Below are 22,887 nucleotides of genomic sequence, written 5' to 3' on the forward strand. Positions count from 1 at the left end.
GGAGCGGCCAGGATGCGGCAAGCCCGGCCCCTCGGACATTCCGCTGTTACAACCCCATTGCCACAATCAACGCCGCGAGGCCGGTGAGCACCAGCGCCGTGACCGTCAGCCAGCGGATCATCATGCGTCGCGCCGCGTCGGCGCCTTCACCTTCGAGCTGCTGGAATTCATGATCGTTCAGCGCGGTTTCCGCGACGTGCTCGGGATTTTCGAGCAGCGCTGCGGCATCCTCCGCCTGCTCGGGCAGCACGGCCCAGACTGCGGCCCGGTATCGTCCCTGGTGGGCGAGATTGAGCCGCAGGGAGGTCATGTCGGAAACATGCGTGGCGATCCCGCGCGAACGCAGAAAAGCTGCCCGCTCTTCTGCTTCCGAATGCGAGGCGTACTTGGCGATCATCTCCATACGATTAACCCGGCAGCAACATAAATTGAATTCAGCCGCACTGTGCTTTCCGGCTACATAGAACGCTACCATGGCCGGATCACCAACGGGACTCACGCATGATCACTCTTCATCATCTCGAACACTCGCGCTCGCAGCGCGTGCTGTGGTTGCTCGAGGAACTGGGCGTCGATTACAAAATCCGCCACTACGAGCGCAACCGCAAAACCAGCCTGGCGCCGGCGGAACTGCGCGAGATCCACCCCCTGGGCAAGTCACCGGTCATCACCGACGGCGATCGCGTGCTGGCCGAGTCAGCAACCATCATCGAATACCTTGCGCGAACCTACGGAGGTAGCGAGTGGGCCCCGCAAACCGACGACCCGGCCTACTGGGACTTCAGCTATTGGATGCACTACGCCGAAAGCTCACTGATGCCCCTGCTCCTGCTCAAGCTGGTGTTCACCAAGGTCCGCACCACCTCCCCCCTGTTCGTGCGCCCGGTCGCGGCCGGCATCGCCGGCCAGGTGGACCGGACCTTCACCGATCCGCAAATCCGGACGCACTTCGCCTTCGTCGACGGCCACCTGGCCGAACACGAATGGTTCGCGGGAGAATCGATCACGGCGGCCGACATCCAGATGAGTTTTCCGCTGGAGGCGGCCGTGGCGCGCGGAACGGCCGGTGAAGAATTCCCGCACGTGGTCGAGTACGTCCGGCGCTTCCAGGCCCGGGCCGCATACCAGCGGGCGCTTGAAGCCGGCGGCACCTACGACTACGGACCGGCATGAAGCCGTGTGTACCGGGCCGTGTCTTTCGAGCTTGGTATGATCAGTCCTTTACTCAATCGGAGAAGCCCATGCCCACCGATCGCCCCACCCCGTTTCTCGCACTCACACTTGCCGCGCTGATTCTCGCCCTGACCGGTTTGCCGGCATTGGCCCAGGACACCGCCAAGCCCGTCCTGCACGGCAAGCACTGGGTCGCCGTGACCGGCAAGCCGCTGGGCGCGACCGCCGGAGCCAGGATGTTCCACAAAGGCGGCAACGCCGTCGACGCCGCCGCCGCGATGCTGGCGGCCACGGCCACCATGTGGGACACGCTCGGTTGGGGCGGCGAGACGCAGGCGCTGATCTACAACCCGGAAACCGGCGAGGTCATCGGCGTCAACGGCGTCGGCGTCGCACCCACCGGCGCAACGCCCGAGTTCTTCCGCGAGCAGGGCATGCAGTACCCACCCGAGTACGGCCCGCTGGCCGCGGTCACGCCGGGCACGCCGGGCAGCCTGATGACGATGGTCGCCGAATACGGCGAACTCAGCCTGGCCGACGTACTCGCGCCCGCCATCGAGATGGCCGAGGGCTACCCGATCGAGGCCGCCCAGGCCGACAACATGGAACGCCGGCGCGGGGTGATCGAACAGTGGCCGTCATCCAGGGAAGTCTTCCTGCCGCATTACGACCCGGACGAGCCGGATCAGCGCGCCGCACCGCGTGCGGGCGAGGTCTTCATTCAGGAAGACCTGGCCAACACGCTCAGGAAACTGGTCGAGAGCGAACGCCGGGCCCTGGAAGAGGGCAAGAGCCGCAAGGAAGCCATCTATGCCGCCTACGACCGCTTCTACACAGGCGATATCGCGCGGGAAATCGTGCGTGCCACACGCGAGGCCGGCGGCCTGTTCACCCTGGAAGACCTGGCCGACTGGGAGGTCAAGCTCGAAGAACCGGTAACCACCGACTACCGCGGCATCGACGTCTACAAGCTCACGACCTGGACGCAGGGCCCGGTCATGCTGCAGGCGCTCAACATTCTCGAAGGTTTCGACCTCGAGGCGATGGGCTACAACTCCAAGCGCTACATCCACACGCTCTACCAGGCCATGAACCTGGCCTTCGCCGACCGAGATTTCTACTACGGAGACCCCTACACGCCGCCGGAAGAGCCGGTTGAAGGGCTGCTCTCGAAGGAGTACGCGGCCGAGCGCCGCAAACTGATCCCGGAGGATCACAACCTCACCGACTACCTCCCCGGCAATCCGTATGAGTTCCAGGCCGGCGAAAACCCCTACGAGGAACTTCGCCAGAACTGGCAGATCGTGCCGCCCGAGGCCGAAGCCGAGGGCGAGGAAGGCTTCCAGCAGGCCCATCTCATGGACTTCGAGGAAGGCTTCCGCGCCGGCACCACCGCCATCCAGGCCGCCGATGCCGACGGCTGGGTCGTTTCCGTCACCCCGTCCGGCGGCTGGGTACCGGCTTTCATCGCGGGGGAATCGGGCATTGGCCTGAGCCAGCGCATGCAAAGCTTCGTACTCGACGAAGCGCTCAACCCCTACAACGTGGTCGCCCCCGGCAAGCGCCCCCGTGTGACGCTAACGCCCTCGATGGCCTTGAAAGACGGCAAGCCGCTGATGGCCTTTTCCGTCCAGGGCGGCGATACGCAGGACCAGAACCTGCTGCAGTTCTTTCTCAACATGGTCGAGTGGGACATGAACGTGCAGCAGGCCGCCGAGGGCAGGCAGAACATCATGAGCTACCAGATGCAAAGCTCCTTCGGCGCCCATCAGGCCGAGCCGGGCCGCATCGAAGTGCCGCGCTCGCTCTCGCCCTACACCACCGACCAACTGCGCAAGATGGGCTACGACGTCGACCTGGTCGATCGCGTCTACAACCCGACGCAGGCGATCTGGTTCGACTGGGAGAACGGCACCATGCAGGGCGGCGCCAGCGACTACGGCGAGGACTACGGCATCGCCTGGTAGCACACCGGACCACGCGGCCCGAAACAAGAAGAAAAGCGCCTGTGAGCCAGCTCGCAGGCGCTTTTCTTTCCAGCCACCGCGTGATGCGCCCGCCACCGGCAAGATGAATGGCCGATTGCACACGAAGATCTGCCACCGGCAGGTCGTCGAATAACGCCAGCGCTTCCTTGGCGCTGTGCCAACGCGCACCACGGTAGGCGCCGGCACCGCCAAGGCGCCCCTTCTTCAGCCATAAGAAACTGCGGCGGTTGAAAATGCAGGCATCGCTGCCGACAATCGATGCGATACAACCATCCCGGCCCCACTTCCGGGCCGGGATGATGCAAACTCGTGCACTGGAAAACATCCCGGGAACGCTCATTTGCCTCGCTTTCTGATATTCGTTGGCTTGATGATTGGCTTTTCCGCGTCAATGGCCGGGGCTCCGGAACTGCACGAAGCGCCCGAGCACTGGGGGCTGGCCATCGTGGATGTCGAAACCACCGGCCTGGATCCTTCCCACAACGAGGTGATCGACCTGGGCGCGATCTATACCGATCTGGAAGGCAATGAAATAGACCGTTTCTTCATCCGCATTCAACCGAAGCATCCCGAACGCGCCAGCGAAACGGCAAAGGCCATCAACGGATTCTCCGTCGAACGATGGAAATCGCTGGAAGCCGTTTCGCCCGAGACGGCCGTCGAACGCTTTCTTCAGTTTCACGAGAAACTGTCAGCCAATCGCCGATATCTGTTCACCGCTTACAACGCCAGCTTCGATCGCTCATTCCTCCACGCCCTGCTCAAGCGCCATGAATCCGCCTTCGTCGAACTCTACCCCTACTACACGCTCGATCTTCCCTCCATGGCATTCGGTGGAGGGAGCCTGACGATGATGAACGGAAAGGTCGCCGAGTTCTTCGACATCCCCCCGGAAACCGACGATCCCCTGGAACACACCGGCCTGTCGGGCGCGGAATGGAACCTGGAACTCTACTGCGCCATGCTCGATGCCGGGCTGGGTCCGGCCGCTGCCCAGTATTGATCAACATCCGGGAACTGAATCTGCCGGGCATTGAATCGACTTGAATCGTTTTGTTAGCCTTCGCGCCGGTTCAGTTTCGGGGCGGTCTTCTCATGACATCGACAACGGATGCGCCGGAATTTTCGGTCCGTCCGGCTTCCCTGTTGCTGTTTGTCCTGATCGCTTTCGGCCTGAGTGATTTCTGGTCGGCCGTTCGACCCTTGTTCGAAGGCCTGCCGATCGGCTCTTCGACCGTCGGCTTCAATCTGGTATTGGGGGCGATCACATGGCTCTGCCTGCACATGGAAGGTAGTTCACCGGCCAGGCTCGGCAGCCGGGCAAGTCATCTGATCGCCGGCATCACGGCCGTGGCCGCGGTGGTGCTTCTCGCCAACCTCCTCGGTCTGTTGCTCGCCGCCCTGCTGGGTACGTCATCTGGCGTCAGCCATCTTTGGGGCGAACGTGACATCGGCGCATGGATTCGATCGATCGTGCTGCAGTTCCTGATCGTAGGGCTGATCGAGGAGCTGGCGTTTCGCGGCTATCTCCAGAACTGGCTGATTCAGCGATTTGGCTCTGAGAGCCGAGCGGGAATCGCAGCCGCCATTCTCATCGGCGGCCTGGCGTTCTCACTCTGGCATCCAGCGCTCTCGGATTACTTCTCCGGCGCATGGCTCGAGCAGCTACCGATGCTCGGATTGCTGTGGTTTTCCGGTATCGGTTTCGGGCTCATCTACTACTTCAGCGGCAATCTCTACCTGGCCGCCGGGCTGCACGGCCTGGGCAATACCTGGCCTTTCGCATTTTCGATGAGCAATTGGTCGCCCTTGATTCTCGGTCTCTTCTGGACGCTGATGGCCGGTCTCTACCTGGCCGCGATCATCACCTGCCGCAGAATGGATAATGGCGGTCGACAGGCCACGACGTAGCCAGGTATGCCCAAGAATCCACGCTTGGTGAAACCCTTGGCTGCGGCTCGATAGCCTCATGGCGAACGCCTGGGGTAAATATGAACTCGGATATCGACCTTATGCAAACTCTGGTCGTATAAAGTCAGCGCGGTCCAACAACCCGAGCAGTATGGCACTCGAGAAAACCAGGAGCGAGTTTTCGGCAGCCTGTGTAGCATAATGGTCACCCGAATGCTGATCGACAGCGCTCCAACAAAGACAAGGCGATGAGCGAAGATCGACGCGACGATGACCGAACGCACCTCGACGAGGACGCCACCCGCGCAGTGGGAGAGAACGCCGGCGAAACCGGAGCGAACGGCGCCGACGACGAATTGAAGCTTCCGGGCTACCGCGTTATCCAGAAACTCGGCAGCGGCGGCATGGGCCAGGTCTTTCTCGCGCAGCAGTACGAGCCGGTCGAGCGACAGGTTGCGATCAAGCTGATCCAGAAGAGAATCCGCAGCGCGACCAGCGAGGTGCGCTTCCTGGTCGAACGCCAGGCCATGGCACAGATGAACCATCCGGCCATCGCCCAGATCTTCGAGGCCGGCACAAACCCCGACGGCTATCCCTACTTCGCCATGGAGTACGTACCGGGGCAGACGCTGACCGAGTTCTGCACGAGACACCGCCTGGGATTGCGCGAACGCCTGGAGCTGTTCGTGCGCATCTGTCAGGGCGTATCGCACGCCCACCAAAAGGGCCTGGTCCACCGCGACCTCAAGCCCGGCAACATTCTGGTCACGCGCGTCGACGACGAACCGCGACCGAAGATCATCGATTTCGGCATCGCCGTCACCGAAAGCTCGGCCAGCGAGCGCCGCCACCAGGGCACGGCCGGCACGCCACACTACATGAGCCCCGAGCTGTTCGACGAGAACATCGGCATCGACATGCGTGCCGACGTCTATTCGCTGGGCGTGATCTTGTGTGAGCTGATCACCGATTGCCGGCCGTATCCCTCGCGACTGTTCGAGAAAACCGACACGCGCATCATCCGCGAACAACTGGCCAAACTGTATCCACCGCCGGCGCCTTCGCAGCTTCTCGAGTCGGACGCCGCTGATATCGCGCGCGCCGCCGAGCGACGCGGCACTACACCTCGACGCCTCGTGCACCAGCTCACCGGCGACCTGGACGCCATCACGCTCAAGGCCATCGCCCACGACCGCGAGCAGCGCTATGCCAGCGTGCCGGAACTGGCCGACGACATCCGCCGCTATCTCGACCGGCAGCCGGTACGCGCGGTCGATGGCGGGCGCGGGTACTTCGCGCGGCGTTTCGTGCAGCGCAATGCCCTGACGGTTACTGCCGCCACCCTGGTGGCCGTCTCGCTGGCCGCCGGCCTCACACTGGCGATCCGCGGCATGACCGAAGCGCGCGAACAGCAACAAATCGCCGAGGCTCGCTCGGCGGAGCTGGAACGCATGGTCGACTTCCAGCAGTCCATGCTCGGCGACCTGCAGCCGCGCGAGCTGGGCCAGAGTTTCGTCAAGCGACTCAGGGAACAGCACGCGCAGTCCTTCGCCCATAATGCCGACGAGGAAACGATTGAAGCCGGTATCGAAGCGTTCGAACTGGCCGTCGGGCAGATCAACCCCACCGACCTGGCGCAGGACCTGCTCGACGAGTTCATGATGCAGCGCGCCATCGACAACATCAAAACCGACTTCGCCGACGAGCCGCGTCTGCAGGCCGAGCTGTTTGAAACCGTGCGCGACATCTACTTCAACGCCGGCATGGTGGACAACGCCCTGCCGCTGGCCGAGCGGGTCGTCGAACTGCGCCTCGAGGCCCTCGGCCCCGCCGCCACCGGCACACTGGAGGCGCGCCGACAGTACTATCGCATGCTCTCGCGCCAGGCCGATTACGAGGCCGCACGCGTCCAACTCGACGCCATCCTGGACAACCTCGACCCCGACGACCCCGACCAGGTGGGCGTGCGCCACGCCGCCTGGGACAGCCTGGCCAACCACCTGGTCCGGACCGGCGAGAACGAGCGGGCGCTGGAAATCGCGCAGGAGAACATCGAACGCGCCGAAGAGGAACTGGGGCCGCACCACGCCGACACCGTGCGCGCGATAAACACCCTGGGCTACGTCCATGCCCTCTCGGGGCGCATCGAACAATCCCTGCCCCACTTCCGCACCGCCGTCGAGCGAGCGCGCGGCCACTTCGAACCTTACGAGGACTCCTACTACAGCGCCCAGCTCAACGTTGGCGCGGCCCTGAGCTACCTGGGCCGGTCCGAAGAAGCCCTGGAAGTTCAGCGCGAGGTCTACGACATCCTGGCCGGCCACTACGGCCGCCGCCACGACTCCACCCTGAAGGTCATGAACAACATCGCCGTCACGCTGATGGACCTCGACCGCTTCGACGAAGCTACCGCCATGATGCGCGACATCCTGAGACTGACCCGCGAAGCCTGGGGCCCGCACAGCCCGCTCACGCTCAGTTCCATGCAGAACCTGGCCGATCTTTACCTGCGTACCGACCGGCCGCAACAGGCCCTGGAACAGATGGAACCGGTTGTCGTGTGGCGCGAACGGCTTTTCGGCGAAGATCACGGCGACGTGCTCAGCGCCCGCTACCTGGCCGCCACCGCCGCCCTGGACGCCAACCAACCCGAAAAGGCCCTGGCGCACCTCCAGCCGGCACTGGACATCCGCCGCGAACAGCTCGACCCGGACGACCCGACGCTACTGGAAACCCTGCGCCTGGCCGCCGACATCCATCGCCAGGCCGGCGACGTACAGGCCGAAACGGCGCACCGGCAGGAAGAAGTAAATCAATTGATCAATGGCGACGCCGATCCCGGTGCGGATTCCCTGGAATCGGCCATCCGGTTGGTCGAACTCTACAAGAATCTTGGCGAACCCGAACGTATCGAGCCGCTGGCTCAGGATATCGAAGGCTGGCTCGAAGACGGTGGGCCGAAACTGGATGAACTACGCAAGCGCTTTGGCCGCGTCACTGTCACCGAATCAGCGCCGGAATAGCCTCTTCTTCCTGGGTTGGACGAAAATGCTCATCAGGAAGACCGCTGGTCCGAAACCTGATCCCTGCGGCTGAAGGCGGATCAGGGATGGGAGTGATGCAAGCCGGGGCAGCAAGCAGGCTAATGAATCTTGCTGAAAGCTTTCGTTTGGTCGAGGTAAACCCCTTCAGTCGCGACGCGATCTAGCCCGCACGAGTGATGAGCATGGTTGGGTCCGTCATGTGCGTCCTTGCCGATGTTCTTCATGACACCGGCAACTTTATCCGCCTCGATGGGTTGGGTCCACAGGTACCCCTGCGCAAGATCGCAATCGAGTGCAATCAGTTCTCGGAGCTGCTCCGGCGTCTCGACGCCTTCGGCAATGGTGATCAGGCCGAAGCTTTGGGCGAGGTCGATCGCTGCCGTGATCAGTGCGCGATCCTGCGCGTCGGTCGTGATCCCGCTGACGAAGCTCTTGTCAATCTTGAGAAAGTCGACCGGCAGCTGTCGCAGGCTGGCCAGTGATGAGTAACCCGTTCCGAAGTCATCGATCGCGAATTTAACCCCGTGTTTGCGGAGCTCGCCGATGACGGTCTGGACGGAGGGCTCGTTCATGAGGGCCGACTCGGTGATCTCGAGAAGAAGATGCCTGGCGTCAAAGCCGGTCTCTTCGAGGGTCGAGAGAACCATGTTCGCAAGATCGCCGGATGAGAACTGCCGCGGCGAGACGTTAACCGACAGCATGAACGGCTCGGGAGTGAGCTGAGTCCAGGCAAGGGCATCCCTGCAGGCGGTCCGTAGGATGTTCTGGCCGAGCGATTCGATCAGGCCGATCTCCTCCGCCAGTCCGATGAAGATATCGGGCGCCACCAATTCACCGGACGGACGCCGCCACCGGGCCAGGGCTTCGACGCCGACAACACGGCCGCTCGCCAGATCGACGATCGGGTGGTATTGGGAAAAGATCTCGCCATTGCCGAGCGCGCCACGCAGCCCGGCAGCACGGGCAAGGTGATCCTGGGCCTTGCATTGAATGTCTTCGTCGAACAACGCAACGCGGTTGCGCCCGCCGTCCTTCGCCCGGTACATCGCGGCATCGGCGTCACGCAAGAGGTCGCCCCCGTCTGTCGACCCGTCGCCGAGGGCGATGCCGATACTGGCGGTAGCCATGAGCTCCATCGACTTCAACTGGAAGGGCATATCGAGGGCGGTCTGAATACGGGCTCCAACGGCCAGGGCGGTTCCCTCGTTGCCGATGTCGGGACACAGTATGGCGAACTCGTCACCACCGAACCGGGCCAGCGTATCGGACGGACGCATGATACTGCGGAGCCGCTCGACAACGGCGAGCAACAACTGGTCACCGACATCGTGGCCGAGACCATCGTTGACGAATTTGAACCCGTCGAGGTCGAGGAAGAGCACGGCGTGGCGGTGATCGTTGCGGTCCGACGCATTACGGACCTGCTGCAGACGATCGAGGAAGAGCGTTCGATTTGGCAGCTCGGTGAGCGGGTCGTGGGTCGCCAGGTGTTCGAACTGGACGTTCGCACCGGCACGCCGGAGCATGGAATCAAGGTGGCTGGCGACGTCACTGACAAAATGATGGCCATCGGAGGCAAGCGGTGATCCCTGGTCGTTCCAGACCGAGATCACCGCCGAGTCGCCGACGTCGACATGGACGATCGCGCCGGTCCCCGCGTCCGCCGGTGCCGAGTCCGGCTCGCCGAGCCAGTGGACCCGGGCGTTCCAATCATCGGGCCCGAGGATGCCGGTGATCGTGGTCTCGGCGGCCCTGGCGACCGACGCGATGTCATCGGCCGCCAGTGCGTAGCGGCCGAGTTCGGCAACAGCGGTCTGCTGGGCAGCGGTCCGCGCGAGGAGTTCCTGCGCGGATGTCAGATCGGTAATGTCCGCCGAGACGCCGATGATACCGGTGAGGGCGCCCGACTCCTCGTCCCAGATCGGCGAGTTGGTCACCAGTGCCGTGAATGTCGAGCCGTCGCGTCGGAGGACGCTGAACTGCCCCGACAACGTCTCGCCTGCGGTGGCCGCCGTCATGAGCTTGTTGGCGTCGTCGGCCAGACCAGTGGGGACAGTCACGTCCGCTATCGGACGCCCGATCACTTCGTCAGCCGACCAGCCGTAGAGCCGCTCCGCAGCTTCGTTCCAGTAACGAACGGTCCCGTCGAGATCAGTGGCGATCACCGCCTCTCCGACCGCACCCAGCAGTTGTGCCTGAAATCGCTGAGCGGCCAGTGCCTGCCGCTCGGCGGTAACGTCGGAGAGCGTTCCGACCCAGCCGGTCCGCTCACCCTCACCGTCGTGCATGGCCTCCGTCGTCGCAAAGACGACACGCGAACCGGCATCGCCCCGATCGATCGTGAACCTGTAGCGAAGCGCGGCGCTGTCGGCCAACGCGTCCTCGTTTCCCGCTCGTGACTCGGTATCGATGATCGAGTCCCAATCGCGGCCAAACGCCTCGTCTGCACTAATACCGGTGATCTCGCTCCAGCGGGCATTGGTGTAGACGTAGCGATTGTTGGCGTCGGTCTGGAATATACCGATGGGAGCGGCGTCGGTAAGGGACCTGAGCCGGTCTGCGGTCTCCTGGACGACCCGGGAACGGGCGGCTAGGTTCTCCGCGTTGAGGAAGACATGCGCGAAAAACGAAACCTTCGAGCGCAGCTCTGTCGGCGGAATAGGTGCGAACAGAAAGTCGACAGCACCGCCCGCGTAATGGTCGATTTGCCCGACTTCATCGCTGCTGAAAGCGGTGACGAAGATGATCGGCGTCATCTCGGACTGCCATCGTTCCCGGATGAGCCTGGCGGTCTCGAAGCCGTCCATGCCCGGCATGGTGACGTCGAGCAGAATCACCGCGAAGTCCTCCTCCATGACGCGGCGCAGTGCCGCGACACCGGAGTCGGCCTCGACGATACGGTGCCCCAGCGGCGCGAGCGCGGCCTTCATGGCCAGCCGCTTCGACGGCGTATCGTCGACGATCAGGACCGGGGCCACTCGCAGGATCGTCGTCTGGACGGGCTGGGTTGCACCCGGGATGATGGTGGGGTCGACGCCAATCATCAGGCTGGGCGTGCCACGCGCTTGAGCCACGGCTCCAGCGCCGTCAGGAGTTCGTTCGTGTCGACCGGCTTGGGCACGTAGTCATTGGCGCCGGCTGCGATGCAGCGCTCGCGCTCGCCGCTCACGACCTTGCCTGTCACGGCGATGATCGGCAGGTTCTTCAATCCGTCGAGGCCGCGGATCGCACGGATGGTTTCGTAACCGTCCATGACCGGCATCATGATGTCCATGAGAACGATATCGACGGCGCCACCGCCGTCGACCAGCATGGCAAGCGCGTCTGCGCCGCTCTCGGCCGTGAGCACTTTCGCCCGGGAGCGCTCGAGCAGCGCGGTCAAGGCGAAGAGGTTGCGGAAGTCATCGTCGACGACCAGCACCCTCGTGCCCTGGAGGTCCGCCGGAGCATTGCGCACGGGTTGCATTGTTTCGGCCGGGGTTGGCGCCTTCGCCATTACGGGCTCGGGGGCGCGCTCGACCACCGGACGATCGGCGACAGGAGTTGCGGATTTTGCCTTGGGACGAGACCCGTCTGCCACCGGCGTTGCCGATTCGGAATCTGCCGGCTTCGCCTGACCTGCGACTGCGAGCCCATCGACGGGCAGATAAAGGGTGAACGTACTGCCCTCGCCCGGCGTACTAGCAACCGAGATGTTGCCGTTGAGCAGATTGGCCAGATTCCGGCTGATCGAAAGGCCGAGCCCGGTACCGCCATGTGAACGGCCGGTGGACCCGTCACACTGGGCAAATTCCTCGAAGATCCGGGCATGATCCTCACCCTCGATCCCGATACCCGTATCGCTGACGCTGAAGGCAACGACGGCAGCGGCGTCCGCCAACGAGCTGCTCCCCGCACTCCACCCGCTCTGCGCTGGGCCGATGGATACATGAACCCCGCCATCGGCGGTGAACTTCAACGCGTTCGCGAGCAGGTTCTTCAGAATCTGGCGCAGGCGCTGCAAATCAGTGACGAGCGTCTTCGGGCAGTCGGGATCGGTCCCGACGGAAAACTCGAGGCCCTGCACCTTTGCGACCGGTGCGAATTCGCCGCGCAATGTCTCGCACAGCGCGTCGACGGAGACGTCATCGAACTTCGCGACTACGGTCCCCGATTCGACCTTGGCCAGGTCGAGGATCCCGTTGAGTAGCGCCAGGAGATCCTGCCCCGAGGAGCGGATAACCCTGGCGTACTCGACCTGGACGTCGGTCATGTTGCCGTCGGGATTGTTCTCGAGCTGTTCGGCGAGCATCAGCAAACTATTCAGGGGCGTACGCAGTTCATGCGACATGTTGGCAATGAACTCGGACTTGTACTTCGACGAAAGCGTGAGCTGGCCGGCCTTCTCCTCGAGCAGATCCCGGGAGTGCTCGGCCTGGGTGTTCTGTTCGGCGAGTTGCGCCGCCTGACTGCCGAGATCAGCATTGGATGCTCGCAGCTCTTCCTGTTGCGTTCGCAGTTCTTCCGCCAATGACTGGGACTGAGCCAGCAATGTCTCGGTCAGGGTGTTGGCCTCGAGCGAACTCAGGACCAGCCCGATGTTTTCCATCACCTGATCCAGGAACTTCAGGTGGGTCGCGGTGAAAGCGTTGACGGAGGCGAGTTCGATCACGGCGCGCACCGACCCCTCAAACAGGATCGGCAGCACGACAATGTTGAGCGGAGGTGCCGCGCCCAGCCCGGAATTGATCCGTATGTAATCCGAGGGAACTTCCGTGAGCAGAATGCGCTTCTTCTCCTTGGCGCACTGCCCGACAAGGCCCTCTCCCAGACGGAACGCGGTCGAGAGCTTGCGACGCTCCTCGAAGCCGTAGCCGGCCTGGAGGGAGAGCACGGGATCGGTTGCGTCGCTTGTGCCGGTCATCGTGTAGAACACCCCGTGCTGGGCAGATACCAGGGGCGCAAGCTCGGAAAGAATCATACTCGAGGCCGTACCGAGGTCACGATGGCCTTGTAACATACGGGTAAATTGTTCCCGGTTGGTTTTCAGCCAATCCTGCTCCAGGTTCTGGCGAGTCGTCTCGCGCAGGTTCCGGATCATCTCGTTGAGGCTGTCCATCAGCGCCGCGACTTCGCCCCGGGCTTCGATATTGACCTGCCTCGTGAGGTCGCCCTCCGTGACGGCAGCAGCAACCTCTGCGATGGCACGAACCTGGTCGGTGAGATTGGCGGCGAGCTGGTTGACGTTGTCGGTCAGATCCTTCCAGACACCGCTGATTTCGGTCGACTGCGCCTGGCCGCCCAGCTTGCCTTCAACGCCCACTTCGCGTGCCACACGGGTGACTTCTCCGGCGAACTCGTTGAGTTGATCGACCATGGCATTGACCGTGTTCTTCAACTCGAGGAACTCGCCCTTGACGTCGATCGTGATCTTGGTGCTCAGGTCGCCGTTGGCCACGGCCGTCGTCACCTCGGCGATATTGCGCACCTGGCCGGTCAGGTTTCCGGCCATCAGGTTCATGCTTTCGATGACATCTTTCCAGGCTCCGCGAACCTCGAGCGAGGAGGCGGCGGCCTGCCCGAGCTTGCCTTCGGTTCCGACCTCCCGTGCGACTCGCATGACCTCCGATACGAAGATATTGAGCTGATCGACGTTGCCGTTGAGGGTGTTCTTGAGCTCCAGCATATCGCCGCGCACGTCAGCACGGACCCGCTTGCTCAAATCGCCGGCGGCAACGGCATCGGTGGCAGCCTGCATTTCGCCAATGGGCGATACGAGCGCCTCGATAAGCTTGTTGACCGAGTCGATGCCATCCGACCAGCCCTGTGAGGAGCCCGGAAGCGCCGCACGTTGAGAGAGCTGGCCCTGGGTGCCGACGAGATCGCTCACTCTGGCCAGCTCTCGTTCGAGTAACTGGTTGGCGATGATGATGTCGTTGAGCCCGTCGGCGACCTTGCCGGGTACCCCCGTCCAGTCGTGCGGCATACGAGCCGAAAAGTCGCCTTCCCTGACGCGAGCCATCACGTCGAGGAGGAGTGCGCCGGTGTCGTCGGATTGGAGGTCGTGCGTTGCGTGTAGCATCTCATTGAGCCTTCGTGAAATTGTGCATCCGGCTGGTTGCCACTTGGGAGTAGCGGCCGGGTTTGGGGCAAGACTTTACTTGCCAACCTAATACATGTAACATATTTCTAGTATTTTGTATACATGTAACATATTTCTATGATATGTCCCCTTCGGTATAGAAACCGGGAGTCCGAATGACAAGCTGGAGCTTTCTCACCACCCACGCACGAGTGTTGCTCACGATTGCTGCAAACCCCGATATCCGGCTCAGGGACATTGCGACCGCCGTCGACGTCACCGAAAGGCGGGCACACGCCATCGTCACCGATCTGGCGGAAGGCGGTTACGTGACAAAGCACCGGATCGGGCGCCGCAACCGATACGAGATCCAGACGCACCGTCAAATCAACGATGACCTCATCAAACTGGCGATCGGTGACGTGCTCGATCTCCTCAACCGCACCAGCAACGCGACCGCGAACATCGATGACGAATGAAGATCGGCCCACTGCGGGGAAACCGTGAATGTCTTGGTTTAGTCACCGAATTGATGATCCCAATTTAAGGATGCCCGCACTCGTATGGAGGAACGAGTGCGGGCGCCACGTGCTTCGATCGCTACGGGCGAGGGAACCCGGTCACGATGTGATTCAGCCGACTGTGCGGCTGAATGCGCGTGGTTCTGGATGCTCCTTGCGAGCATCCAACGTCAGGATGGCGTACTAGCGAATGTACGTCAGTTCGGTAGCGCACAAATATTCTGGCTTCGGACCATCGAACCGGATTCACTCCTGAAGTCCTTCTATCCTTGCAGCTTCGAGGCCAGGACTTCTAGACCACGCTGGATTTCTTCCGGCGGTGCGGCGGTGAAGCACAGGCGGACGTGGTGCTTATAGGAGCCGAAGCTCGGACCAGGGGCGACGAGGACGCCGGCCTCGGCCAGGTCACCGAGAAAGCCGTCGAGGCCGCGGTCGTCGAGGGCATCGGAAACGTCCGGGAACAGGAAGGTGCTGCCCTTGGGTGCCGGGAGGTCGAGGGCTTCGGCGGCTTCACGTCCCAGCCGCGCGTACTTCTCGCGGGCATTGGCCACCCACTCGTCGGCCGTGCCGTTGAGGGCGTTCAGTGCGGCGAGTTGCGAGGCCGAGCAGGCGGAGTAGTTGATGTTGGTCATGATGCGCTTGACCGCATCGATGGCTTCATCGGGGCCGGCCAGGTAGCCGCAGCGGTTGCCGGCCATGCCGAAGGCTTTCGAGAAGCTGTGCACCGAGATGGTGTTGTCCGGCGAGACCGACCGCGTGTAGACGTGTTCGCCATCGTAGACGTAGTCCTCGTAGACATCGTCGGAGAAGATCCACAGGTCGTGCTTTCTCGCCCACGCGCTTATGGCTTCCAGCCATTCGCGCGGCAGGAGTCGTCCGGTGGGGTTGTGCGGGGTGTTCCAGTAGACGGCGACGGTCTTTTCGGTTCGATGTCGTTCGAGTCGCTCGACGGCGGCTTCCGCCGTCTCGATCTCGGTCATCATCGGCACGTCGACCGGCGTGGCGCCGAAGGCGCGCACGCTGCCGGCAATCAGCGGCCAGTAGGGGGCGACCAGCAGTACTTCCTCACCGGGTGAGACCAGCGCGCCGACCACGGCGGCCAGGCCGGCCGTCGCGCCGCCGGTAACCACCACCTGGCCGCGCTCGGTTTGCACGCCGGTACGCTCCCCGTGGACTTCGGCGATGCGATCACGAAGCTGCGGATAGCCCGGCACCGGCGAGTAGCGGTGCATGCCCGGGTGGTCCTCGACGGTGAGGTCCTGCATCCGGCAGCCCTCGGCCGGTTCCATCCAGGTGTCGCCGACGTGCAGCGGCACCGGCGGCTTGCCGGAAGCGGGCTTTTTCTTGAGCCCGGAATAGACCGAGCCCTTCACGCCCTGCGCGGACTCGGCGATGTTCGGAAATCGCGGCATGATCGATCAGTGTTTTCGATACCCGCCTACAGGTTACACGCTAGACGGTGTGGCCTGGCGCCTCGTCGGGCATGTTGACGAACAGCAGCACGATGCCCGAGGAGACCGCATACATGAACGCGCCTTCGAGCGAGTTGATGCCCAGTTCGGTCTGCCACATCTGGAAGTACGCCCCGCCGACGGCCATGAACAGGCCCAGCCAGACCGCCACGGCCACCCCGCAGCCGACCACGGCCCACTGTTTGGCGTGCGCGAATACGGCGGGGGTATCTTGCCGGCGGCGAAGCATGTCGAAACTGCCCTTCAGGCACAGGATGCCGGCGAGCAGCTCGCCGAGGATGACGATCCACAGCGCCACCCAGACCAGCACGCCGGTCACGGGCGGGCCGAAGTGATTGGGGTAGTACTCGTGGTCGGCCATCGACAACACGGCGGTCATGACCGAGTGGGCGGCCTCGAGATTGACGATGTTCTGCAGCGCGTAGAACAGCGCCTGCAGGCCGACGCAGATGACGAGAACGATCTTGAGAATCCGGATGGCCATGGCATTCCTCCCTGGTGTACGCCGTCACTCAATCGACAGTGTTCCCTCGCCTCGACTATACTCCGCCGACCGCAGGCAAGCCAGGGCACCCGCCCGACCGCCGGACCCCATCACGACCTCACAGTGCAGTAATGAAACCCTCGATCCTTCTCGGCACCGCCACCATCCCCGACACCAACAAGCAGATGATGCTCTACCAGCACGAGGTGAAGTTCTCGATCACCATTCCCGGCCGGGGCGAGCTGATGAACAGCCGCGTCAACGGTTCGGAAAAGGCATTGGCCGAACTGACCTGCGAGCGCATCAAGGGCGTCAAGAAACCGCGTTTGCTGATCGGGGGACTGGGCATGGGTTTCACGCTGGCCTCGGCGCTGGAAGCGACCGGGCCCGACGCCGAAGTGGTGGTGGCCGAACTGGTGCCGGAAGTAATCGACTGGAATCGCGATTTCATGGGCGAGCCGGCCGGGCATCCCCTGGCCGACCCGCGAACCACCGTCTACGTGGGCGACGTGAGTGATGTGATCCGCAAGCCGGAGTCGGGCTTCGACGCGGTCATGCTCGATGTCGACAACGGGCCCGAGGCGCTGATCCGGCGCGAGAACGACTGGATCTATTCGGCCGCCGGGCTGTCGGCCATCGCGCGTTGCCTGAGCCCGGGCGGCGTGCTGTCGGTGTGGTCGGCCGGGCCCGATCGATTGTTCGTCAAGCGGATGAAGGAAGCCGGCTTTCGTGTGGACGAGCGTGTCGTTCGGCCGCACAAGAAGGGCAAGGGGGCGCGACACTTCATCTGGTTCGGGACGAAACACTCTTAGAGCGTTTCGTACCAACCTGCACCTGGTCATTGCCTCAGGCGATGGGGTGTTCGCGCAGGGAGGCCTCACCCAGGCGCGCCAGCGGGCTGCCGCACAGCCAGTCGGGAAGCCGCGCTTTCAGATCCCTATCGCCATAAGTTCGTAGCGCCCCCTGCTTCTCGGCTTCGGCCAGGGTCGAGCGGCACAGCCACACACCCGTCAGCGTGACGACGCTGGTCTCGACGACCAGGTCGACGTCGTGCCCGGGATCTTCCATGCACAGATCGGTTTCCCCCGCTTCGGCCACCAGCCACCAGTCGCCCTGCCCCCTGGGCGCATCATTGAAGCGAATCTGGATCACCGTGCGCTGATCGGGAAACTGTGAAGCGTCGACGCCGCGCCGGATATCCCACATCAACAGCCCGACGTCGTAATCGCCTTCCTCGAGCTGGCTGCCCACCCAGCGATGCCCCCAAACGGCCATGTTCTCGACCAGGGGCTGGATCTCGCGGCCGGCAGGGGTCAATTCGTAGGACTGGGCGCCCTCGGCATCGAGTTTGTGCTCGACCACGCCGGCCTGCTCGAGCTGCTTGAGGCGACGCGACAACAGTGTGGGGGAGATCAGGGGCAGGCCGCGACGGAGGTCGTTGAAGCGACGACTGCCCGCGACCAGTTCGCGAACCAGCAACATCGTCCAGCGCTCGCACAGGATTTCGGCGGCCTTGGCGAGCGGGCAGAACTGACCGTAGCCGTGTGCCATGGCCGCAGTCTATGCCGCGCCCCGGACGGCAGCAAGTACACATTCTGTACTATGCGCGCCGGCCGACGCTCGCTTAGGCTTGATTCACCTTCGCAGACAAGCTGCGAAATGGGGAGACAAGCAAAGCGAACGAGGAGGATTTCATGACATCGCTTTACCAGAATCTCGGCGGTGCCGACGGTATTGCCGCGCTGGTCGACGACATCGTCGATGCCCATCTGCGCAACCCCGTCATCAAGGCGCGCTACGAGCCGCTGGCCGAAGATCCGGAGAAGTTCGAACAGGCGAAAAAGCACCTGCGCGACTTTCTGGGCACCGGCAGCGGCGGCCCGGAAGACTACACCGGCCGCAGCATGCCCGACACCCATCGCGGCATGAACATCAGCGCAGCCGAGTACATGGCCGCCTGCGACGACATCATGAACACGCTCGATGCCCACAACGTCAAAGAAGAGGCGCGCAAGGATGTGCTGTTCATCGCCTGGTCGCTGAAAGACGAGATCATGCACATCTGAGCTGCAACACCGGGCACGGCAGTCGACTGCCGTGCCGCGGAACGGGGATGATTATTCGACCGTGAAGACCTGGTGCATCTCGGCGGCATTGATCTCCGAGATCCACAGGTAGCGACCGGGCGAGAGATCAACGGTCATGTACCCGTGGTTGCCGGCTTCCATGTGCTCGACGCCGCCGAGAAACTCCACGGGCGCCGGTGCACGCAGGCCACCGACGTCGCTCCAGTCCATCCAGGAGACGATGTCTTCGAGATCGGAATCTTCCTCGAGCCGGGCCAGGTTGACGTCGTAGGGCATGAACGTTTCGGGGCGATCTTCGATATCCACCCGGATGGTCTGACTGCCGGAAGGCAGCGTATCGGGCGCCTCGATGCCGTCGTTGGTGATCGCGATCGTCGCGTCCGCCTCGGGTTCGGCACCTTCGCCGCCCTGGTCGACCACGTCCACCTGGGTCAGCATGCCCATCGAGGTGTGAAAGGTACCATCCGGCGACTTGACGTAGCACTCCATCAGATAGGTACCGGGCTCCGGCACCCGAAAGGATGTCTGGGCCGAGCGTCCCGGCGCCAGCAGACCGACCCCACCGACGTAGGTCATCTGCAGGCCCCACTCGGGAATGTTCTCGCCCAGGAAGGTGCCGATGTCGGCCTTTTCGATCTCCCCGCTGCGGATACCGGCCATCAACTCGTCGAAGGCCGGCACCACTTCGCGGCGTTGATCCTCGATGGTCTTGCCTTCCACCAGGCGATACATGATCACGAAATGGGTCTGCTGGCCGAGGTTCTCCAGGCGCATCGTGTACCAGCCGGTGCCCATTTCTTCGGGTGCGTCGATGGCGAAGTCCCGCACGACGACTTCTATGACCCGCTCATCGGAGGCATCGGGGTCGGAATCGGTCTCCGGCGCGGCCTCCTCGGCGTCTGCTTCAACCGTGTCCTGCTGTGTCTCGCCCGCCTCTGCCGGTGCTGACGCCTCCTGTTCCTGCTGCGATCCGTCCCCGCCGCATCCGGCCAGGCTGAGTGTCAGTGCCAGGACCACCAGCGTCGTCAGTCTTGAGCAATCCCTCATGACTCCCTCCCGTCAATATGCGCAAAAAAAGCCGATAAATGCTCACAACTATAACATTTTTGAGAACTGCATCACGCCAGAGCGAGCCTCAGGGAGTCTCGGTCGCCGGCCCGTCGGCCTCCGCCAGGCGATCATCACGGCCGGGCGGCTTCACCCGTATAATCGGGCACTGATCCCATTACCGCAATTGGCGCATGACCCGTTTCCTGACCGCCCTGCTGGCCCTGGCTGCCGCGTCGATGCACGCCCCGGCCACCCCCGCCGCGGTTCCGGACTTTGCCGAGATGGACCGGCATTTCCGCATCATGCTCGAGGCCGAGCGGGTGCCGGGCGCCGCCTGGGCGGTGGTGCGCGACGGGCGCATCGTGCATGCCGCCGGTCACGGTGTACGCTCGCTCGACGACCAGCGAAGTGTCACGCCCGAAACCGTCTTTCGCGTCGCCTCGGTGTCCAAGACTTTCGCCGCCCAGCTCACCGGCCAGCTGGTGGCCGAGGGCCGGCTGCACTGGGACGATCCGGTCAGGCGCTACGTGCCGCAGTTCACCCTGGCCCGCGCCGAACACGCGCAGAAGCTGACCATCGAACACCTGCTGAGTCAAAGCGCCGGCATCGTACCCAACGCCTACGACAACCTGCTCAACGCCGGACGCACGCTCGAGGAGATCCTGCCGCAGTTCGGCAACGTGGCCCCCGTGTGCCCGCCGGGCGAGTGCTACACCTACCAGAACGTGCTGTTCTCGCTGGTCGAGCCGGCGATCGAGGCCAGCAGCGGCCGAAGCTACGCCGACTTGCTGCGCGAGCGCGTGTTCGAACCACTCGACATGCGACAGGCTTCGGTCGGCCACGACGAATTCCTGGCCAGCAGCAACCGCGCCTCGCCGCACGTCAAGGTCAACCGCTGGCGCTGGGTCCCCACCCAGGTCAACGAAAACTACTACCGCGTCGCCCCGGCGGCGGGCGTCAACGCCAGCGCGCTGGATCTCGGCCGCTGGCTGGCGGCCCACATGGGCAATCGCCCCGACGTGATTCGACCGCAAGTGGTCGCCGGCCTCACCCGCAAGCGCGTGCGCACCGCGCGCGAACTGCGGCGCAAGGGCTGGCGCGACCTGTTGTCCGACGCCCACTACGGGCTGGGCTGGCGCATCTACAGCATCGACGGGCAGCCGTTGATCACCCACAGCGGCTGGGTGAAGGGCTTCGTGGCGCAGGTCGCCTACTCGCCCGAGCACCGCACCGGGCTGGCCCTGCTGCTCAACGCCGAAAGCGGGGCGATCAACGACCTGTCGATCCACTTCTGGCAACAGGCGCTGGCCGAACCACCGATGGTCGCCAGCAGGGCCGCTTCCCCGTCGGAAGCGGCCGAGAGTTCCACCAACGAGACCTCGGTGGTTTCCGCGCCGAACTGAAGGCCGCGCGTCCTACTTGAGCGTGGCGTTGAGCGAGATATCCGCGCCCGCGAGCACCTTCGAGACCGGACAGCCCTTCTTGGCCGCTTCCGCGTGCTCCTGGAAATCATCTTCGCCGATGCCCGGCACGACGGCTTCGGTCACCAGCTCGATGCGCGTAATCGAAGGACCGTCGTCACCCTTTTCCAGGTGCACGTGGGCCACCGTCTCGACCGAGTCGGGCTTGTGACCGGCCTGGGCCAGGATATTGGACAGGGCCATCGAGAAGCACCCCGCGTGCGCGGCGCCGATCAGCTCCTCGGGATTGGAGCCGGTGCCTTCCTCGAAACGCGAGCTGAAGGAATACTGGCCTTCCCAGGCGCCGCTGCCGAACGCCATGCGGCCTTTTCCGGACGGTAGATCGCCTTCCCAACGTGCATTCGCTGTTCTTGTGGCCATGATCGGGCTCCTCGTGTGTGTGTGCGTGTGATGGTTGCTTGATTCTACGTGCCCGGCGTGGCCTCGACATGATCGAGTTCGACGGCTGACGGCTCTTCCCGGTACAGGCCGCCTGGGCATGCGTTGACGGCCGGACACCAAGTTGTACTACAGACATGGCATCGACTCCGCCGATCACCAACCCCTTCAGCCGTTCCAGCTGGGGCGGGTTACTTACCGACTGCCGCGCTGACAGGCAGCGCGCCGCCGTCAGGAATCGGGCGGATTTCGGTACGGCGCGTGGACGTAGTACTTGGGCCGGTCATCGAGCCTGACGTGCAGCCAGGCCACGCCACCGCCGGCGGTGCTGAGCCACACCGGCCGTTCACCCAGGCGATCGGCCATCGCCAGCGAGACTTCCCGCCAGAACGAGCGCTGCTGCTCGCGCGGCGCACCCCGAAGGAAGTTGGCCAGGTGCGTATAGGCTGCCTCGCCGTCGCGCCGGCAGGGCACCACCAGCACGGCATCGCCACCCAGGTTGGGAAAGCGGACGACCGGGCGATCACTTCGCAGGTGCCCGGCGAAGGGGGAAGGATCCGGCATCACGTCGATCGATGGATCGTCCACGGCCACGCATTCGAACCGCGTATCCAGGCGGTCGACCGTCATGGCCGGCGTTTCCCAGCGGAAGGCGGCAAACGGCAGTTCGGCCAGTCGTCGCCCGAGCGGGTCGGAGAAGGTCTGACCCCGTCGCCATCCTTCCAGTACACGGCGCCAACTCAAGCAGCCGTCGGAATCGACCAGGGTAAACCGGATCACCCGTTGATCCAGGGTCTCGGCATGAACCTTGTAGTCCGTGTCCACCAGACGCCCTTACTCTAGCCATCCCGTGACGGGACAGCCAGCGCCGCCCAGCCCAGCGCGATCCAGCCGGCCATGTGACACAGCCCACCGATCGGCGTGACCGGCCCCAGCCATTCGAAGTCCAGAATTATGCGTGCGTAGATACTGAAACTGAACAGCAGCGTGCCGGCCACGAACAGCCACGACGAGACGGCCAGCCGGAAGCCGGCCGCTTTCGAGACAACAAGCACGCTGGCCAGTCCCGTGATCACGATCATCACCGCGCCAAGCTCCTGATAACGCAGCGCCGTGAGTATCGGGCGCATGCCCTGCGAATCAAGCCCCGCAACTGGGCCGTGCCCGGTTGCCGCGCCGGCAACCACGGCGAGGAAGCCCAGAACGGCACCCGTCACAACCGATTTCATCGCAATTC

Annotated in this window: 19 protein-coding genes; 9 read left to right on the forward strand and 10 right to left on the reverse strand. The window is 63.6% G+C overall.

Annotation, left to right across the window (positions count from 1 at the left end):
* Window positions 1-46: 46 nt before the first annotated feature.
* Window positions 47-403 carry a hypothetical protein gene (locus DZK26_RS09310; protein ID WP_116896833.1) on the reverse strand — a complete coding sequence of 119 codons (357 nt, stop codon included), beginning with the start codon at window positions 401-403 and terminating at the stop codon, window positions 47-49.
* A gap of 98 nt (window positions 404-501) precedes the next feature.
* On the opposite strand from DZK26_RS09310, the gene DZK26_RS09315 reads away from it, so the two are divergent.
* The 5 genes from DZK26_RS09315 (at window position 502) to DZK26_RS09335 (ending at window position 8,095) form a co-directional block, all read left to right on the forward strand.
* Window positions 502-1,173 (forward strand): glutathione S-transferase family protein, encoded by a 672-nt coding sequence (locus tag DZK26_RS09315; RefSeq protein WP_116896832.1) that lies wholly within the window; start codon window positions 502-504, stop codon window positions 1,171-1,173.
* 68 nt (window positions 1,174-1,241) lie between these two features.
* Window positions 1,242-3,140, forward strand: coding sequence for a gamma-glutamyltransferase family protein (locus DZK26_RS09320; RefSeq protein WP_116896831.1), 1,899 nt, complete (start codon window positions 1,242-1,244; stop codon window positions 3,138-3,140).
* A 391-nt stretch (window positions 3,141-3,531) separates the two neighbouring features.
* Window positions 3,532-4,164 carry a 3'-5' exonuclease gene (locus DZK26_RS09325; RefSeq protein WP_116896830.1) on the forward strand — a complete coding sequence of 211 codons (633 nt, stop codon included), beginning with the start codon at window positions 3,532-3,534 and terminating at the stop codon, window positions 4,162-4,164.
* A gap of 92 nt (window positions 4,165-4,256) precedes the next feature.
* The gene (locus DZK26_RS09330) at window positions 4,257-5,072 is read left to right on the forward strand and encodes a CPBP family intramembrane glutamic endopeptidase (RefSeq protein ID WP_116896829.1); all 816 of its coding nucleotides are present in this window, start codon (window positions 4,257-4,259) and stop codon (window positions 5,070-5,072) included.
* Window positions 5,073-5,320: 248 nt separating this feature from the next.
* Complete coding sequence (locus tag DZK26_RS09335; protein ID WP_116896828.1) at window positions 5,321-8,095, forward strand: serine/threonine-protein kinase; 2,775 nt, start codon at window positions 5,321-5,323, stop codon at window positions 8,093-8,095.
* A 119-nt stretch (window positions 8,096-8,214) separates the two neighbouring features.
* Here DZK26_RS09335 and DZK26_RS09340 read toward each other — a convergent pair whose 3' ends face one another.
* On the reverse strand, window positions 8,215-11,190 hold the full coding sequence (locus DZK26_RS09340) for an EAL domain-containing protein (protein WP_147306570.1): 2,976 nt from the start codon (window positions 11,188-11,190) through the stop codon (window positions 8,215-8,217).
* Window positions 11,160-14,177, reverse strand: coding sequence for an ATP-binding protein (locus DZK26_RS09345; protein WP_116896826.1), 3,018 nt, complete (start codon window positions 14,175-14,177; stop codon window positions 11,160-11,162). Before DZK26_RS09345 ends, DZK26_RS09340 begins: the two co-directional genes overlap by 31 nt.
* A 176-nt stretch (window positions 14,178-14,353) precedes the next feature.
* Here DZK26_RS09345 and DZK26_RS09350 point away from each other — a divergent pair, with 176 nt between their 5' ends.
* Window positions 14,354-14,656, forward strand: coding sequence for a winged helix-turn-helix transcriptional regulator (locus tag DZK26_RS09350; protein ID WP_147306569.1), 303 nt, complete (start codon window positions 14,354-14,356; stop codon window positions 14,654-14,656).
* A 305-nt stretch (window positions 14,657-14,961) separates the two neighbouring features.
* On the opposite strand, the gene DZK26_RS09355 is transcribed toward DZK26_RS09350, so the two are convergent.
* Entirely contained in the window at window positions 14,962-16,110 is a 1,149-nt protein-coding gene (locus DZK26_RS09355; protein ID WP_116896824.1) for a pyridoxal phosphate-dependent aminotransferase, read from the reverse strand.
* A gap of 40 nt (window positions 16,111-16,150) precedes the next feature.
* Complete coding sequence (locus DZK26_RS09360; RefSeq protein WP_116896823.1) at window positions 16,151-16,654, reverse strand: DUF2165 domain-containing protein; 504 nt, start codon at window positions 16,652-16,654, stop codon at window positions 16,151-16,153.
* Window positions 16,655-16,785: 131 nt separating this feature from the next.
* Between DZK26_RS09360 and DZK26_RS09365 the strand changes: the two genes are divergently transcribed.
* On the forward strand, window positions 16,786-17,466 hold the full coding sequence (locus DZK26_RS09365) for a spermidine synthase (protein ID WP_116896822.1): 681 nt from the start codon (window positions 16,786-16,788) through the stop codon (window positions 17,464-17,466).
* Window positions 17,467-17,500: 34 nt separating this feature from the next.
* Here DZK26_RS09365 and DZK26_RS09370 read toward each other — a convergent pair whose 3' ends face one another.
* A complete protein-coding gene (locus tag DZK26_RS09370; protein WP_116896821.1) occupies window positions 17,501-18,205 on the reverse strand; it encodes a helix-turn-helix domain-containing protein in 705 nt (234 codons plus the stop codon).
* Window positions 18,206-18,348: 143 nt separating this feature from the next.
* Here DZK26_RS09370 and DZK26_RS09375 point away from each other — a divergent pair, with 143 nt between their 5' ends.
* The gene (locus tag DZK26_RS09375; protein ID WP_116896820.1) at window positions 18,349-18,720 is read left to right on the forward strand and encodes a group 1 truncated hemoglobin; all 372 of its coding nucleotides are present in this window, start codon (window positions 18,349-18,351) and stop codon (window positions 18,718-18,720) included.
* 51 nt (window positions 18,721-18,771) lie between these two features.
* Here the strand turns inward: DZK26_RS09375 and DZK26_RS09380 are convergent, their stop codons facing one another.
* Window positions 18,772-19,788: a hypothetical protein gene (locus tag DZK26_RS09380; RefSeq protein ID WP_147306568.1), complete on the reverse strand. Its 1,017-nt coding sequence runs from the start codon at window positions 19,786-19,788 to the stop codon at window positions 18,772-18,774.
* Between the two features lie 194 nt (window positions 19,789-19,982).
* Between DZK26_RS09380 and DZK26_RS09385 the strand changes: the two genes are divergently transcribed.
* Window positions 19,983-21,194, forward strand: a complete 1,212-nt coding sequence (locus tag DZK26_RS09385; protein ID WP_116896818.1) for a serine hydrolase — start codon at window positions 19,983-19,985, stop codon at window positions 21,192-21,194.
* Window positions 21,195-21,206: 12 nt separating this feature from the next.
* Here the strand turns inward: DZK26_RS09385 and DZK26_RS09390 are convergent, their stop codons facing one another.
* The 3 genes from DZK26_RS09390 to DZK26_RS09400 form a co-directional block, all read right to left on the reverse strand.
* Entirely contained in the window at window positions 21,207-21,632 is a 426-nt protein-coding gene (locus DZK26_RS09390) for an OsmC family protein (RefSeq protein ID WP_116896817.1), read from the reverse strand.
* A gap of 249 nt (window positions 21,633-21,881) precedes the next feature.
* Window positions 21,882-22,475, reverse strand: coding sequence for a DUF6940 family protein (locus tag DZK26_RS09395; RefSeq protein WP_116896816.1), 594 nt, complete (start codon window positions 22,473-22,475; stop codon window positions 21,882-21,884).
* Between the two features lie 14 nt (window positions 22,476-22,489).
* A complete protein-coding gene (locus tag DZK26_RS09400) occupies window positions 22,490-22,879 on the reverse strand; it encodes a DUF423 domain-containing protein (RefSeq protein WP_181918221.1) in 390 nt (129 codons plus the stop codon).
* Window positions 22,880-22,887 lie beyond the last annotated feature (8 nt).

This window comes from Wenzhouxiangella sp. 15190, from assembly GCF_003417465.1.
In the GTDB taxonomy this organism is placed as follows: domain Bacteria; phylum Pseudomonadota; class Gammaproteobacteria; order Xanthomonadales; family Wenzhouxiangellaceae; genus Wenzhouxiangella.